General features: G+C 62.7%; 14 protein-coding genes. 11 read left to right on the plus strand and 3 right to left on the minus strand.

The window, feature by feature from the left end; translation table 11 throughout:
• Positions 1-44 precede the first annotated feature (44 nt).
• From uppS to rnhB, 11 genes are all read left to right on the plus strand, one after another.
• The gene (gene uppS, locus J2T57_RS16305) at positions 45-818 is read left to right on the plus strand and encodes a polyprenyl diphosphate synthase (protein ID WP_253481078.1); all 774 of its coding nucleotides are present in this window, start codon (positions 45-47) and stop codon (positions 816-818) included.
• Positions 811-1623, plus strand: a complete 813-nt coding sequence (locus tag J2T57_RS16310) for a phosphatidate cytidylyltransferase (protein WP_253481081.1) — start codon at positions 811-813, stop codon at positions 1621-1623. Before uppS ends, J2T57_RS16310 begins: the two co-directional genes overlap by 8 nt.
• Positions 1620-2831: a 1-deoxy-D-xylulose-5-phosphate reductoisomerase gene (gene ispC, locus J2T57_RS16315; protein WP_253481092.1), complete on the plus strand. Its 1212-nt coding sequence runs from the start codon at positions 1620-1622 to the stop codon at positions 2829-2831. Before J2T57_RS16310 ends, ispC begins: the two co-directional genes overlap by 4 nt.
• Positions 2828-4183: an RIP metalloprotease RseP gene (gene rseP / locus J2T57_RS16320; protein ID WP_253481110.1), complete on the plus strand. Its 1356-nt coding sequence runs from the start codon at positions 2828-2830 to the stop codon at positions 4181-4183. The genes ispC and rseP overlap by 4 nt, the downstream gene beginning before the upstream one ends.
• A gap of 22 nt (positions 4184-4205) precedes the next feature.
• Entirely contained in the window at positions 4206-6488 is a 2283-nt protein-coding gene (gene bamA / locus J2T57_RS16325) for an outer membrane protein assembly factor BamA (protein ID WP_253481113.1), read from the plus strand.
• 13 nt (positions 6489-6501) lie between these two features.
• Positions 6502-7035, plus strand: coding sequence for an OmpH/Skp family outer membrane protein (locus J2T57_RS16330; RefSeq protein ID WP_253481115.1), 534 nt, complete (start codon positions 6502-6504; stop codon positions 7033-7035).
• An 89-nt stretch (positions 7036-7124) separates the two neighbouring features.
• The gene (lpxD, locus tag J2T57_RS16335; RefSeq protein WP_253481118.1) at positions 7125-8171 is read left to right on the plus strand and encodes a UDP-3-O-(3-hydroxymyristoyl)glucosamine N-acyltransferase; all 1047 of its coding nucleotides are present in this window, start codon (positions 7125-7127) and stop codon (positions 8169-8171) included.
• A gap of 73 nt (positions 8172-8244) precedes the next feature.
• Positions 8245-8706 carry a 3-hydroxyacyl-ACP dehydratase FabZ gene (gene fabZ, locus J2T57_RS16340; protein ID WP_253481122.1) on the plus strand — a complete coding sequence of 154 codons (462 nt, stop codon included), beginning with the start codon at positions 8245-8247 and terminating at the stop codon, positions 8704-8706.
• A complete protein-coding gene (gene lpxA, locus J2T57_RS16345) occupies positions 8703-9473 on the plus strand; it encodes an acyl-ACP--UDP-N-acetylglucosamine O-acyltransferase (RefSeq protein ID WP_253481126.1) in 771 nt (256 codons plus the stop codon). The genes fabZ and lpxA (J2T57_RS16345) overlap by 4 nt, the downstream gene beginning before the upstream one ends.
• 3 nt (positions 9474-9476) lie before the next feature.
• Complete coding sequence (lpxB, locus tag J2T57_RS16350) at positions 9477-10661, plus strand: lipid-A-disaccharide synthase (protein ID WP_253481129.1); 1185 nt, start codon at positions 9477-9479, stop codon at positions 10659-10661.
• A gap of 17 nt (positions 10662-10678) precedes the next feature.
• Positions 10679-11272: a ribonuclease HII gene (rnhB, locus tag J2T57_RS16355; RefSeq protein WP_253481134.1), complete on the plus strand. Its 594-nt coding sequence runs from the start codon at positions 10679-10681 to the stop codon at positions 11270-11272.
• A 19-nt stretch (positions 11273-11291) separates the two neighbouring features.
• Here the strand turns inward: rnhB and J2T57_RS16360 are convergent, their stop codons facing one another.
• The 3 genes from J2T57_RS16360 to lpxA (J2T57_RS16370) are packed head-to-tail and all read right to left on the minus strand — an operon-like array spanning position 11292 to position 14157.
• Positions 11292-12392, minus strand: coding sequence for a DegT/DnrJ/EryC1/StrS family aminotransferase (locus J2T57_RS16360; RefSeq protein ID WP_253481137.1), 1101 nt, complete (start codon positions 12390-12392; stop codon positions 11292-11294).
• Positions 12389-13387, minus strand: a complete 999-nt coding sequence (locus tag J2T57_RS16365; RefSeq protein ID WP_253481140.1) for a Gfo/Idh/MocA family protein — start codon at positions 13385-13387, stop codon at positions 12389-12391. Before J2T57_RS16365 ends, J2T57_RS16360 begins: the two co-directional genes overlap by 4 nt.
• A complete protein-coding gene (lpxA, locus tag J2T57_RS16370; RefSeq protein ID WP_253481143.1) occupies positions 13384-14157 on the minus strand; it encodes an acyl-ACP--UDP-N-acetylglucosamine O-acyltransferase in 774 nt (257 codons plus the stop codon). Before lpxA (J2T57_RS16370) ends, J2T57_RS16365 begins: the two co-directional genes overlap by 4 nt.
• Positions 14158-14269 lie beyond the last annotated feature (112 nt).

Below are 14269 nucleotides of genomic sequence, written 5' to 3' on the forward strand. Positions count from 1 at the left end.
CACGCCGAGTCTGCAGGTCTCGAACGCGGTGGGTGTCTTAGGGCATGAGCAAGGCCAGGCTGCAACTGGATGAAGACCCGGATCAAGGCGTGTCGGGGCCGGACCACGTCGCGGTCGTCATGGACGGCAACGGCCGCTGGGCGAGTCGGCGATTCATGCCTCGGCCAGCCGGCCATCGCGCGGGTGTGGAAGCGGCCAGGCGCCTGATCGAGGCCTGTGGCCGCAAGGGCGTCAAGGTCCTGACGCTGTTTGCCTTCAGCAGCGAGAACTGGCGCCGTCCCGAAGAAGAAGTCTCCGTCCTCATGGATCTGTTCCTCAAGACCCTGGAAAAAGAGGCCGACAAACTGCACGAACACCGTGTGCGTATTCGCCTGGTGGGCGAGCGCGAGCGTCTGGGCGAGCGCCTCTGCAGGCAGGTGGAGCGGGTCGAGGAACTGACCCGCAACAACGACGGAATGACCCTCGTGGTTGCGGCGAGCTACGGTGGCCGCTGGGATATCACCCAGGCGGCGAAAGCAATCGCTGCCCGCGTCGCAGCAGGGGAACTGGATGCCGACGCAATCACCGAGGAGCACCTGAGTCAGGGATTGGCTCTGGCGGATCTGCCTCCGCCGGATCTGCTGATTCGAACCGGGGGCGAGCAACGCATCAGCAACTTTCTGCTCTGGCAACTCGCGTACGCGGAGTTGTATTTCACGCCCACCCTGTGGCCTGACTTCGACGTCAAGGAACTTGACCAGGCGCTCGCCTGGTATCACGGACGTGAGCGCCGTTTCGGTCTGACCAGCGAGCAACTCGGACAGGCCTCCCGTGCTTAAGCTTCGCCTGATCACCGCCCTGGTGCTCTTGCCCCTGGTTCTGGCTGCCGTACTCATCGCGCCGACGTGGATGTTTGCCGTCTTCATGGGCTGCGTTGTCTTGTTGGGTGCCTGGGAGTGGAGTCGCCTGATCGAATTGCAGCAAACCTCATCCCGTTGGTCGTTTCTGGCCCTGATCGCCGCCTCACTGGGGCTGGTCTACAGTGAAGAGCCCGGCATCGTGCTGCCCGTGTTGCTGGGTGCTGGCGTCGCCTGGTGGCTGTATGCACTGACCCGGCTCGCCGCCTACGGGGCGGGCCGTGGCGGTCAGGCGCCGTTGCGGGGCGCGGCCGGGATGATCTCGGGGTGGCTTGTGCTGGTTCCTGCATGGGGTGCGATGGTGTGGATGCACACCCTGTTTGCAGGCCCCTGGTTCATCCTCCTGATGCTGGTGATTATCTGGGCGGCGGACTCGGGCGCCTATTTCGCTGGGCGTGCATTTGGTCGCCGCAAGCTGGCACCGGCTATCAGTCCAGGCAAGACCTGGGAAGGCGCTATGGGCGGGCTGCTGGTGGCCGTGGTGTGCGCCCTGCTCGTGCTGGCTTTGCCTCAGGTCCCACCGATCCAGTTCGGCGGCTTTATCCTTCTCGTGGTCACCACGACCGTCTTCTCCATAGCCGGTGATCTTTACGAGAGCATGATCAAGCGACGCCGTGGTGTGAAGGACAGTGGCAGCCTCTTGCCGGGACACGGTGGCGTGCTCGATCGCATTGACAGTCTGACTGCCGCCGCACCGATATTCGCCGCAGGTCTCTACCTCTTATGACGATCCCGGATCCGCAAGCAGTGACGGTGCTTGGCGCCACCGGCTCAATCGGAGTCAGTGCGCTGGACGTTATCGGTCGGTACCCCGAGCGTTTCCGCGTCTTTGCCCTGACGGCTCATGACAATGACGAGCTGTTGTACGAACAATGCCGCCGTTTTCAGCCGGCACGGGCCGTGCTCGGAGAGGATGACAGGGCTGCACGACTTCGCCGACGCCTGCAGGCCGACGGGCTGGCCACCCAGGTTGACTCCGGGCCACGGGCACTGGAAGAGGTTGCCGCGGCTGGAGAGGTGCAGACGGTGGTCGCCGGGATTGTCGGCACGGCAGGTCTGGCGCCCGGCCTGGCCGCAGTAAGAGCCGGCAAGCGGGTCCTCCTGGCAAACAAGGAGGCCCTGGTGACCGCCGGAGCTGTCTTCATGCAGGCCGTCGAGGAGAGTGGGGCGAAACTGTTGCCGCTGGATAGCGAGCATAATGCGATTTTCCAGTGTCTGCCGGCGGATTTCCATCGTGGCGAGCTTGCCGCCAGTGGGGTACGGCGGATATTGCTGACCGCCTCTGGTGGACCGTTTCGGGACGCGGATCCGGCGACGCTCCATGCCGTGACACCGGATCAGGCCTGCGCACACCCTAACTGGAGCATGGGGCGGAAGATATCCGTCGACTCGGCGACGATGATGAACAAGGGCCTGGAGCTGGTGGAGGCCTGCTGGCTATTCGGGCTGCAGCCGGATGACGTACAGGTTGTGGTGCATCCGCAGAGCATTATCCACTCGCTGGTGGAATACCTGGATGGTTCCGTGATTGCGCAAATGGGTAATCCGGACATGCGCATTCCCATCGCCCACGCGTTATCCTACCCGGAGCGCATCGCCTCCGGGGCGCAGCCGCTGGACCTGTTCCAGCTGGGGCGTCTCGACTTCCAGCCACCTGACCTGGAACGTTTTCCATGCCTGGGCCTGGCGCAGGACGCAATGAAGGCCGGCGGCAACGCCTGCGCGACACTCAATGCAGCCAATGAGATCGCAGTCGCGGCATTTCTGGACGAGCGCATCGGCTTCATGGATATTCCACGACTCCTGGCGGCTGTCATGGAACAGTTGCCGAGCGTCGCGGTCAGTTCACTGGACGGCGTGCTGGCTGCGGATCAGCACAGTCGGCGTGTGACCAGGGATCTGGTCAAACGATTCGAAGCGGGAAGACGGACGTGACAGGCATCGGCACCAGCATTCTGGCCTTCGTGGTGGCCATTGGCGTTCTCGTGGCATTTCACGAGTTCGGGCACTACTGGGTCGCCCGGCGTCTTGGTGTCAAGGTGCTGCGCTACTCCATCGGATTCGGCAAACCCCTCTACACCTGGCGTGGTGGTCGCGATCAGACCGAGTACTGCCTGTCGGCCATTCCCCTGGGTGGCTACGTCAAGATGCTCGATGAGCGCGAGGGCAACGTTGCGCCGGAAGATCGGCACCGCGCCTTCAACGTACAGCCCCTGTGGCGGCGAACGGCCATCGTTGCTGCTGGTCCGGCCTTCAACTTCATTTTCGCCATCGCCGTGTACTGGCTGATATTCGTTGCCGGTACGACCGAGGTGCGACCTGTGATCGGCGCGGTCCAGGAGGGCACCCCGGCGGCGGAGGCCGGTCTCGAACGCGGCGACGAGTTGCTGGCGGTGAATGGCCGTGCGACGCCGACCTGGGATCGTGTGCTGATCACATTGCTCGACGGCGCCCTGTCCCGGGATCGGGTCGAGTTGTCCCTGCGCGGAGAGGACGGTGGGGAGTTCAGTCGATCGCTTGATCTGAGTGGTCTGGGCCGTGTGGGAGACAATCCTGATCTGTTGGGCGCAATTGGCTTCCGGCCATGGCAACCCGAGATCCGCGCCCGGATCGGCGAACTGATTGCCGGCGGCTCGGCGGACGAGGCAGGGCTGCTTGCAGGCGATGAAATTCTGACCGTGGACGATCGCCCCGTTGATGACTGGTCGTCCCTGGTGGCAGCACTGGGCGATCGTGCCGGTAGCGCCGTGATTCTGGAAGTGGACCGCGGCAACCGCATCGAGCGGGTGGATGTGCAGCTCGGGGAGCAGGGCAGCGACCGGGGCATACTCGGCATCCGGCCGGATGTCCCTGCGGGCGCTTACGATGGCATGGCCCACACGGTGCGCTACGGGCCGCTAGAGGCCACCGGGCAGGCCGTGGTGGACACCTGGCGTGCCAGTGTCCTCACCCTGAACGTACTGTGGAAGATGATCGTCGGTCAGGCATCACTCAATAATCTCAGTGGCCCGATTACCATCGGGCAGTTCGCCGGTGACACCGCGTCCAGCGGCCTTGTGCCATTCCTCAAGTTCCTTGCCATAGTCAGCATCAGCCTCGGAATACTCAATTTGCTGCCGATTCCTGTTCTCGACGGCGGCCACTTGCTGTATTTTGCGGTCGAGGCGATCAAGGGCAGCCCGCCATCAGAGCGGGCGCAGATCCTTGGCCAGCAGGTGGGCATCATGATGCTGTTCGGGCTGATGGGGCTTGCCTTCTACAACGACCTGGCGCGATTGCTGGGCTGAATCGAATCCAAATCAAGAGTTTATGCGCAGATTTCTAGCGACGTGCCTGCTCTGCCTTGCGGTGACTTACCCCGCAATGGCTTTCGAATCCTTTACGGCCACGGATATCCGCGTGGAGGGCTTGCGACGACTCTCCCCCGGCACCGTGTTCAATTACCTGCCCATCAGTGTCAATGACCAGGTGGATCGGCAGACCGCCGCCGAGGCCATGCGGGCGCTGTATGACACGGGTTTTTTCCAGGATATCGAGCTGGCGCGGGATGGCGACGTGCTGGTGGTCAACGTGGTCGAGCGGCCGTCCATCGCCCGAATCGAGATTTTTGGCAATACGGCGATTCAGACCGACCCCCTGATGGAAGCCCTTCGTGAAATCGGGCTTGCGGAAGGTGAGACGTTCAATCGCTCGCTGCTCGACAATGTCGAGAATGAGCTGCGTGCGCAGTATTTCGGCCAGGGCCGGTACGATGTCGAGGTATCCAGCACGGTCTCGCCCCTGCCGCGCAACCGCGTTGGTATCCGCATCGATGTCGATGAAGGCGAGAGCGCGCGGATTCGCGAGGTGCACTTCGTTGGCAATCAGGCATTCACGGACCGGGAATTGCGCCGTCTGTTCGAACTCGGCCCGAGGCCCTGGTATCTGCCTTTCTCGAGGCGCGACCGCTATGCCCGGGAACGTCTGAGTGCCGACCTCGAGCGGCTCCGCAGTTACTACCTCAACCGGGGCTACGTCAATTTTGCAGTGACCTCGACCCAGGTGTCCCTGTCGCCGGACCGCCAGAGCATCTATGTGACGGTAAACCTCTCTGAGGGTGATCGCTTCCGGCTCGGCGATGTCGAGGTCGTCGGCGATCTGATCGTCGAGGAAGACGAGCTGCTCGAGTTGTTGGAGCTGGAATCCGGCGCCATATTCTCCCAGGCGGACATCACCCGGGGATCGGACCGCATTCGCACCCGCCTCGGCGTGGAAGGCTACGCGTTTGCCAATGTCAATGCGGTCCCGGATATCGATCGGGACACCGGGCTGGTCAACATGACCTATTACGTGGATCCGGGCGCTCGCGCCTATGTGCGGCGCATTAACATATCCGGCAATTACCGCACGGATGACGAAGTGATTCGTCGCGAGTTCCGGCAGCTCGAGGGCGGCTGGTTCTCCGGCGACAAGATCCGACTGTCGCGGACCCGGCTCAACCGGCTTGGCTTTTTCGAGTCGGTCAATATCGAGACACCGCAGGTGCCCGGACAGCCGGACCAGGTGGATGTCAACGTTGATGTGGTAGAGGGGCTGTCCGGCAGCCTGCAGGCCGGCGTGGGCTACGGCAGTGGCGCCGGCGTGTTGCTGAACCTGTCTGTGGCGCAGGACAACGTGCTTGGTACCGGTGACCGCATGGGCGTTGCAGCGAACCGCAGCGACGATACCCGTCTCTACCAGATCAACTATACAGACCGCTACTACAACGTGGACGGCGTCACCCGCCATTTCTCGGCGTTCCTCAGAGACACCAATCTGACGCGGCGCCGGTTGTCCGACTACAACCTGCGCTCCGGCAACGTGCAGGTGGGGCTCGGCGTGCCGCTCAACGAAGAGGATCAGATCCGCTTCGATGTGGGTTATGAGGATATCCGGCTGTCACCGGGGTCGCAGGCGCCATCCCGGATCACCGACTTTGTTGACGAGTTCGGTGATACGTACCAGAACTTCAAGCTTCTGGCCCGTTGGAGTCGTAACACCACCGACCGCTTTACTTTCCCGTCGGCCGGGGGCACTCAGGAGTTCGGCGGTGAGGTTGCGGTACCTGGTAGTGATCTCACCTACTACAAGGCAAACTACAGCAACCGTCGTTACTTCGGCGTTACCGAGAACACCACGCTGTCGCTGTTCGGCCGGGCATCGTACGGCGAGGGCTACGGTGACTTCAGCGAGCTGCCGTTCTTCGAGAATTATTTCAATGGCGGCATCCAGTCGGTGCGCGGTTACCGGGTCAGCTCTCTCGGTCCTCGCGATGATGAGGATGGGCGGCCCATCGGCGGTAACTTCCGGGTCAACAGCTCCATCGAGTACTTCTTCCCGCCACCTTTCATCGAATCCAATGCCGTTCGGTTCTCGTTGTTTGTTGATGCAGGTCAGGTCTACAACACCAAACAGGAGGACATTGATCTGGATCGTTTGCGGTACAGTGCGGGCACGGCGTTCACCTGGATCTCGCCTCTGGGTCCATTGACAATGAGCTACGCGTGGCCGTTAAATGACGAGCCGGAGGACAACCTTGACCGGTTCCAGTTCTCCATTGGTACATTCTTCTGATCCGAGTGTGAGAGTGGATAGACCGAACGGAGTCGCAGGATTCCTGGCGATCTGCCTGATTCTGACCACCATGGTCGTTCCTGGCGGTCTGCTTGCCTCGGAAGCCAGTATCGCTTTCGTGAATTGGTCGCGGCTGACCAATGAGGCGCCGCAGGCAGAGGCTGCGCTTGGATCTCTGGAGGAGGAGTTCGGGCCGAGAAATCGTGAGCTTGCCGCCGAACTCAGCGACGTACGGCAGCTTGAGGAACGCCTTTCCAGGGATGGCGCTGTGATGACCGACGACGAGCAGCGTCGACTGCAGCGCGAGGTCGTGACACGGAAACGCGACCTGCGTCGCGTGGAAGAGGAATTCCGCGAAGACTTCAATATGCGCAGGAACGAAGAGCTGAATCGGCTGCATCGTCTGGTGATCGATACCGTGGGCGAGGTTGCCGAATCCCGTGGTTTTGATCTCGTTATTACGGATGGAGTTGTCTACGCTAGTGATCGGGTGGACGTGACGGAACTGGTATTGGACCGGTTGCGGGAGCGTCATCAGAATCGCTAGCGTCCGCCGTTGGTGCGGGGTCTGCCGGGCCGGGCGAACTTCCCGGCTTCTTTTTGTGTTTCCTGTGGGGCAATACGTAGGAGAGGTGCGTGGGAGTCACTGTTGGCGAGTTGGCGAAATCACTGGGTCTGGCGTACCGGGGTGACGCGACTGCCGTAGTGAATCATGCGGCGTCTCTGGCAGAGGCGGGGCCTGGCAGCCTGACATTCCTGGCCAACTCCCGTTACCGCCGCCATCTGGCGGATACCCAAGCCACTCTGGTCGTGCTCGAGGAAAGCCTGGCCGGTGAATGCCCGACCAATGCCCTGATTGCGCCCAATCCGCACCTGGCCTACGCCCATGCACTGGCACTCGTGATGCCACGTCATCGGCCACCGCCTCATGTGCACGATAGTGCCGTGGTTGACGAAACCGCATATCTTGGTGAGCGCGTGCATGTGGGCGCACAGGCCTACATCGGTCCGGATTGCCACATCGAAGACGACGTCGAGATCGGACCTGGCTGTGTGCTTATGCGTGGGGTTATGGTGCGCAGAGGGGCCCGTCTGGTAGCCCGGGTGACGATCTGCGATGGCAGCGTCATCGGAGAATCCAGTGTGCTCCAGCCAGGTGCGGTGATCGGTGCAGAAGGCTTCGGGTTCGCCCAGGACAATGGTCAGTGGATCAAGGTGCCGCAGGTTGGGCGTGTGGTGATCGGTGCCCACGCGGAGGTGGGCGCAAACACCACTATCGACTGCGGCGCCATTGGCGATACCGTCATCGGGGACGGTGTCAAGATCGACAACCTCGTACAGGTCGGACATAACTGCCGTATCGGTGACCATAGCATCATGGTGGCCTGCTCGGGTGTTGCCGGCAGCACCGAAATCGGTCGTCACTGCGCCATTGGCGGTATGTCGGCCATCGCCGGGCACATTCGGCTCGTCGACGGCGTGCAGGTAACCGGCATGGGCCAGGTGACCAAGAGCCTGACCGAGCCGGGCGTCTATTCCTCGGGCACGGGAGTAGAGCCCAACCGTCAGTGGCGCAGGAGCGTCGCTCGCTTCCATCAACTGGACGACATGGCCAAGCGCTTGCGGGAACTCGAAAAGAGACTGCGGGAACTGGACGGTGACCGCGACGCAGAGGGCCCATAGGACGGCGCCCGCGCACCGATCGCCCTCCCTGTGGGGCCGCTCCCTGAATACCTGGCTCCGCACCGGAGCCGCCATGAAAAGAGATCAGGACAATATGGACATACACCAAATTCGTGCTGCCTTGCCGCATCGATACCCCTTTCTTCTGGTGGATCGTGTGCTGGAGAGCGTCCCGGGCGAGCGACTGGTCGGTATCAAGAACGTCAGCGTCAATGAGCCGTTTTTCCAGGGGCATTTTCCCCAGCGGCCGGTGATGCCCGGCGTGCTACTGGTCGAGGCGATGGCCCAGGCTTGCGGCCTGTTGGCCTTCGAGACCGAGGGAGAGTGGCCGGAAGGCAACAAGATCTTCTACCTGGTCGGCAGTGACAAGGTGCGCTTCAAGCGCCCCGTTGAGCCGGGCGACCAGGTCCGCATGGAGGTCAGTATCCTGCGTCGGAAGCGCGGCATCTGGGTTTTTGATGGCATCGCCACGGTGGACGGTAACACCGTCGCCGAGGCGGAGATCATGTGCACCATGCGGGACCTGACGATTTGATTCATTCAACGGCGATTGTCGATCCGACAGCCTCGCTCGGGGAAGGTGTGCAGGTCGGACCTTATTCCATCATCGGCCCGGATGTGGTGATTGGCGACCATTGCGAGATCGGGCCCCACGTCACGTTGAGTGGGCCGACCACCATCGGGCGGGGCAACCGGATCTTCCAGTTTGCCTCGGTGGGCGCGGATCCGCAGGACAAGAAGTACGCCGGTGAGGTGACCCGGCTGGTGATCGGTGACAACAATACCATCCGCGAATTCGTCACCATCCATCGCGGAACGGCCCAGGACAACGGCATCACGCGTATCGGCAACGATAACTGGATCATGGCCTATGTGCATATTGCCCACGACAGCCTGATCGGCGATCGAACGGTGTTTGCCAACGGCGCGTCACTGGCCGGGCATGTCTCGGTTGACGATGACGTGATTCTGGGCGGCTTCACGCTGGTGCATCAGTTCTGCCGCATCGGTTGCCACAGCTTTACCTCCATGGGCAGTTGTATCAAGCAGGATGTGCCGCCCTATGTCACCGTCGCGGGCAACCCCGCCGAACCCCATGGCATCAATGCGGAAGGCTTGCGACGCCGTGGCTTCGGCGCGGAAACGCTGCGCACCCTGCGGAACGCCTACAAGACCATCTACAAGCAGGGCCTGCGGCTGGATCAGGCCATCGAGCAGCTTGAACCAGCCAGCCGCCAGGAAGCGGCCCTGACGCCGCTGGTGGACTTCCTGCGCCAGGACGGCCGGGGCATCGTCCGCTGAGCCATGGCCGACATGCCAGAACGCCGTAGCCTGCGTGTGGGCATCATTGCCGGTGAGGTCTCCGGCGACTACCTGGGTGCCGGTCTGATGCGGGAGCTGCAGGCCCTGGAGCCAGAGATCCAGTTCGAGGGCATCGGTGGCGAACGCATGCTCGAGCAGGGCATGACATCTCACCATCCCATGGAATCCCTGTCCGTCATGGGACTGTTCGAGGTGCTGAAGCACCTGCCGGGGCTCTTGCGGATTCGGGCGGATCTGGTCCAGCGCTTTCTGCAGAACCCACCGGATGTGTTCATCGGAATCGATGCGCCGGACTTCAACCTGGGGGTGGAAAGCCGCCTCAAGGCGGCGGGCATTCCCACCGTGCACTACGTAAGCCCCACGGTCTGGGCGTGGCGGCAGGGACGGGTCAAGACCATTCGCAGGGCAGTGGACCTGCTGCTCAGTATTTTTCCCTTCGAGGTCGAATTCTTCCAGCGCCATGCCGTTCCCGTCACGTTCGTGGGTCACCCGCTGGCTGACGAGATTCCGCTGGAGCCTGACCAGATTGCCGCGCGGCAGGCGCTAGAGATCGTGGTGGAGCCCGACGGGATGTTGGTAGCCTTACTACCCGGCAGCCGCATGAGCGAAGTGACGAAGCTGGGGCCCGTATTCCTGCAAACCGCTCGCTGGTTGCAGGAGCGGCAACCCGGACTTGTCTTCGTCATACCTTGTGCGACAGACCGTATTCGGCAGGCGATGGAAGAACAGCTCGCCGCCGAGCCCGGGCTGGACAACGTGCACTTGTATCGTGGCCAGAGCCGGTTGTGCATGGAAGCCAGCAACGCAGTGCTACTGGCGTCCGGCACAGCCACGCTGGAGGCGATGCTGTACAAACGGCCTATGGTGGCCGCCTATCGTGTTTCGGGCATGACTGCATGGTTGGCCAGGCGCCTGGTCAAGGTGCCGCACTTCGCCATGCCCAATCTCATTGCCGGCCGCCACCTGATCGAAGAGTTTGCACAGGAGCAGGCTGTGCCGGAACAGTTGGGTCCTGCCATGCTGCGGTTGCTGGAGCAATCTGAGACTCGCGCCGACCTGCGCCAGGCTTTTGCGGATATGCATCGGCAATTGCGACTTGACGCCAGTCGGCAGGCTGCCCTTGCAGTTCACCAACTCCTGCTGTCGGCCCGGAAACTGCCGGCATGAAACCCAGCGCCGGAGCAATGTCTGAAACCCCGCAGGCGTTGACGCTGGTTGCCGGCGCGGATGAGGCTGGACGTGGCCCGTTGGCCGGTCCGGTGGTGGCGGCCGCGGTGATTCTCGACCCGCGAAACTATCCCCCTGGCCTGGCTGATTCGAAGAAGCTCACGCCGCGGCGGCGGGAACAGCTTGCCGCCAGCATCCGGGAGCAGGCATTGAGTTGGGCTATCGTTCCCTGCAGTGTCAGCGAAATCGATGAGCTGAACATACTGCAGGCGTCCTTGCTTGCGATGCGGCGGGCGGTGGAAGGTCTGGCGCACGCCCCAGCCCATGTCCTGGTGGACGGCAACCAGTGTCCCACCGGACTGGCCTGTCCGGCCACCGCCGTCGTCGGGGGCGACGCACTGGAGCCGGCGATCAGTGCCGCTTCGATCCTCGCCAAAACGGCTCGTGATGCCTGGATGCTGGAGCTGCACCAGCGCTATCCCGCCTATGGCTTTGATCGACACAAGGGCTATCCGACGCCCGCCCACATGGCCGCCTTGCGTGCCCATGGGGCCTGTCCCGAGCACCGGCGCTCCTTCGCACCGGTGCGGGCTATCCTGGAGACCGGCTGAGCCGCGTCTCCTGCAGGGTTCAGTTCAGCGCTGTCCGCAAGGCGTCTATCACGGTTTGCTGTCTGGCCGGGTCGAGCTCCGGATAGATGGGCAGAGAGAGGCAGCGCTCGGCAGCGGATTCCGCCACCGGCAGTGACACGCCGGCATAATCCCGGAGGAACACCTCCTGACGATGCAGCGGAATCGGATAATAGATAGCGCTGGCGCTGCCCGCCTGCTTCAGGGCTTCCATTACACGGGCGCGATCGCCGTCCAGCAGCAGGGTGTACTGGTGATAAACGTGATGGGCACCGGCAGTCTCTGCCGGCACGGTGATACCGGGTAGCTCCGCCAGGGCTTCGCTGTAGGTGCGCGCGACCCGGCGGCGCTCGTTGTTGTAGCGGTCGATCCGCTTGAGTTTGGCCCGCAGGATGACGGCCTGGAGTTCGTCCAGTCGACTGTTATAGCCGATCACATGGTGATGATAGCGTTCCCGGCTGCCGTGATTGCGCAGCACGCGGAGTTCTTCGGCTATGTCCGCTGACTCGGTGCAGACCAGCCCGCCGTCACCGTAACCGCCGAGATTCTTGCTGGGAAAGAAGCTGAAACAGCCGGCAATGCCGAAAGTCCCCGTCTGCTTGCCCCGCCAGCTGGCGCCAAAGGATTGTGCGCAATCCTCGATCATGAGCAGGTTGTGCTCGCAGGCAAGCGCCTGGCAGGCCTCGGCGTCTACTGGCTGCCCGAATAGATGGACCGGCATGATGGCACGGGTTCTCGGGGTGATGGCCCGGGCGGCGAGTTCAAGGTCGATGTTGAAGCTCTGTGGGTCGATGTCCACGAAGACCGGGGTTGCGCCGACGTAGCGAATGGCCTCCGCAGTGGCAATGAAGGTGAACGGCGAGGTGATCACTTCGTCGCCTGGGCCGACGCCGGCAGCGGCCAGCGCCAGATGCAGGGCGTCCGTTCCCGAGGCGCAGGACACCGCATGCCGGGCACCGAGATACTCGGCGCATTCCTGCTCGAAGGCCTGCACATTGGGCCCCAGAATGAACTGGGCGCCATCCAGCACTTCGCTGAAACCCTTCTCGATTTCCCCGCGAATATCGTCGTACTGGGCGGTGAGGTCTACCATCGGAATCATCGGTTATCGGCCTCGTCGTTATGGCAATCGCCGGCCGTCTGTGTCTGGCCGGGCAAGGGATGTTCGCTTAGTTGGCGTGTGATTTCGATGGCGGTTGCAAGAGCCTGCCGCCCATCTTCACCGCTCACCACCGGTCGGATGCCGTGGCGAATGCTGTTCAGGAATGCCTCGATTTCGGCGAGGATCGCGTCGCCGCTGGGGAACGCCTGTTTGTCACTCTGGATCTCCGGGATCTGGCCGCCACCGATGGGTCCGGACGTGCGCCGGACGTCCAGGCTTCGATTCTGGAAATCCAGGGCGATGTAGCTGCTGTGCTGAAACAGCCGCATCTTGCGCTCGCTCTTCAGGCTGACCCTGCTCGCCGTGACATTGGCGACACAGCCGTTTTCAAACTGCAGCCGGGCGTTGGCAATGTCGATATCGTCGGAGATGACCGGGACGCCGTTGGCATCGATGCGCCGCAGAGGTTGCCCCACCAGGTTCAGGATGATGTCGATGTCGTGGATCATGAGATCCAGCACCACACTGACGTCGGCGCCGCGGGGGTTGAACGGGGCCAGCCGGTGAGACTCGATGAACATGGGTGTGCTGACCATGCCAACCAGGGCCTGTACGGCGGGATTGAACCGTTCCAGGTGGCCCACCTGCAGGCGCAGATCCGCATCCCGCGCAGCCGCTATCAGCTCGTCGGCCTCGGCGAGGGTGACGGTCATCGGCTTTTCCACCAGCACATGGCTGCCGCTGTGTAGCATGTCCAGGGCCACCCTGTGATGGGCCTGGGTGGGCACCACGATGCTCACCGCATCCACTTTTCCGTTGAGAGCGGTATGGCTGGACAGGGCCTCACAACCGACTTCATCGGCCACCTCCCGGGCGCGCTCCAGGTCTGTGTCTACAACGGCTACCAGTTCGGAGTCGGGTAGTGCGGCGTATTTCTGGGCGTGAAATCGGCCCAGGTAACCGGCACCGATCACTGCGGTACGCAGTCGACTCATCGGGTGATTCCCCTTTTTGATCCTCGGATGAACGTCAGCAGATAGCGGATGGAGTCATCAGACAACTCCGGGTCCGCCTCGATGGTCTTCAGCGCTGTCTCCAGGCGGAGCCCCGACTGAAACAGGATCCGGTAGGCCTTCCGGATTCGGGTGACGGCTTCCTTGTCGAAGCCGTGGCGTTGCAGCCCGCGGCGATTGAGGCCGAAGAGCCGGGCATGATTGCCCGACACCATGGCGTAGGGTGTGATATCCATGGGAGCCATGGTGCCGCCGCCGAGCATGGCGTAGGCGCCGATGCGTGCGAACTGATGGATAGCGCAGAGCCCGGCGATATTCACGTGGTCATGTACAACCACGTGGCCGGCAAGGGTCGCCCCGTTGGCCATGACAATGTGATTGCCCACCTTGCAGTCATGGCCGACATGACAGTAGGCCATCAGCATGTTGTCGTTGCCCACCTCGGTGACCCGATCTGCCTTGACGGTGGCGCGATGGATGGTCACGAACTCCCGGATCACGTTGCGATCGCCGATCCGCAACTCGGTGGGCTCGCCCTGGTAGCCCAGGTCCTGGGGGCCCATGCCCAGCACCGCATGGGGGCCGATGTCGTTATCCGCACCGATGCGCAGGGGCCCCTCGAGGACGGCGTGGTGGCCAACCCGGCAGCCGTCGCCCACCTCGACGGCGGGGCCGATGTAGGCGTAGGCTCCCACGGAAACGTTGCGACCGAGTGTGGCGTCCGGATGGACGCTTGCTGTTGCATGGATCATCAGGGTCTTCCATGCCCGGTTGACGCCGGGGTCTAGATGGTCGAGTCTCGCCGCCGGAAGTCGCCATGACGGTTCCGGCCGGCTCTTGGGTCCGTCATAATACACGTCCACC

The sequence above is a fragment of the Natronocella acetinitrilica genome (assembly GCF_024170285.1).
GTDB classification, from domain to species: domain Bacteria; phylum Pseudomonadota; class Gammaproteobacteria; order Nitrococcales; family Aquisalimonadaceae; genus Natronocella; species Natronocella acetinitrilica.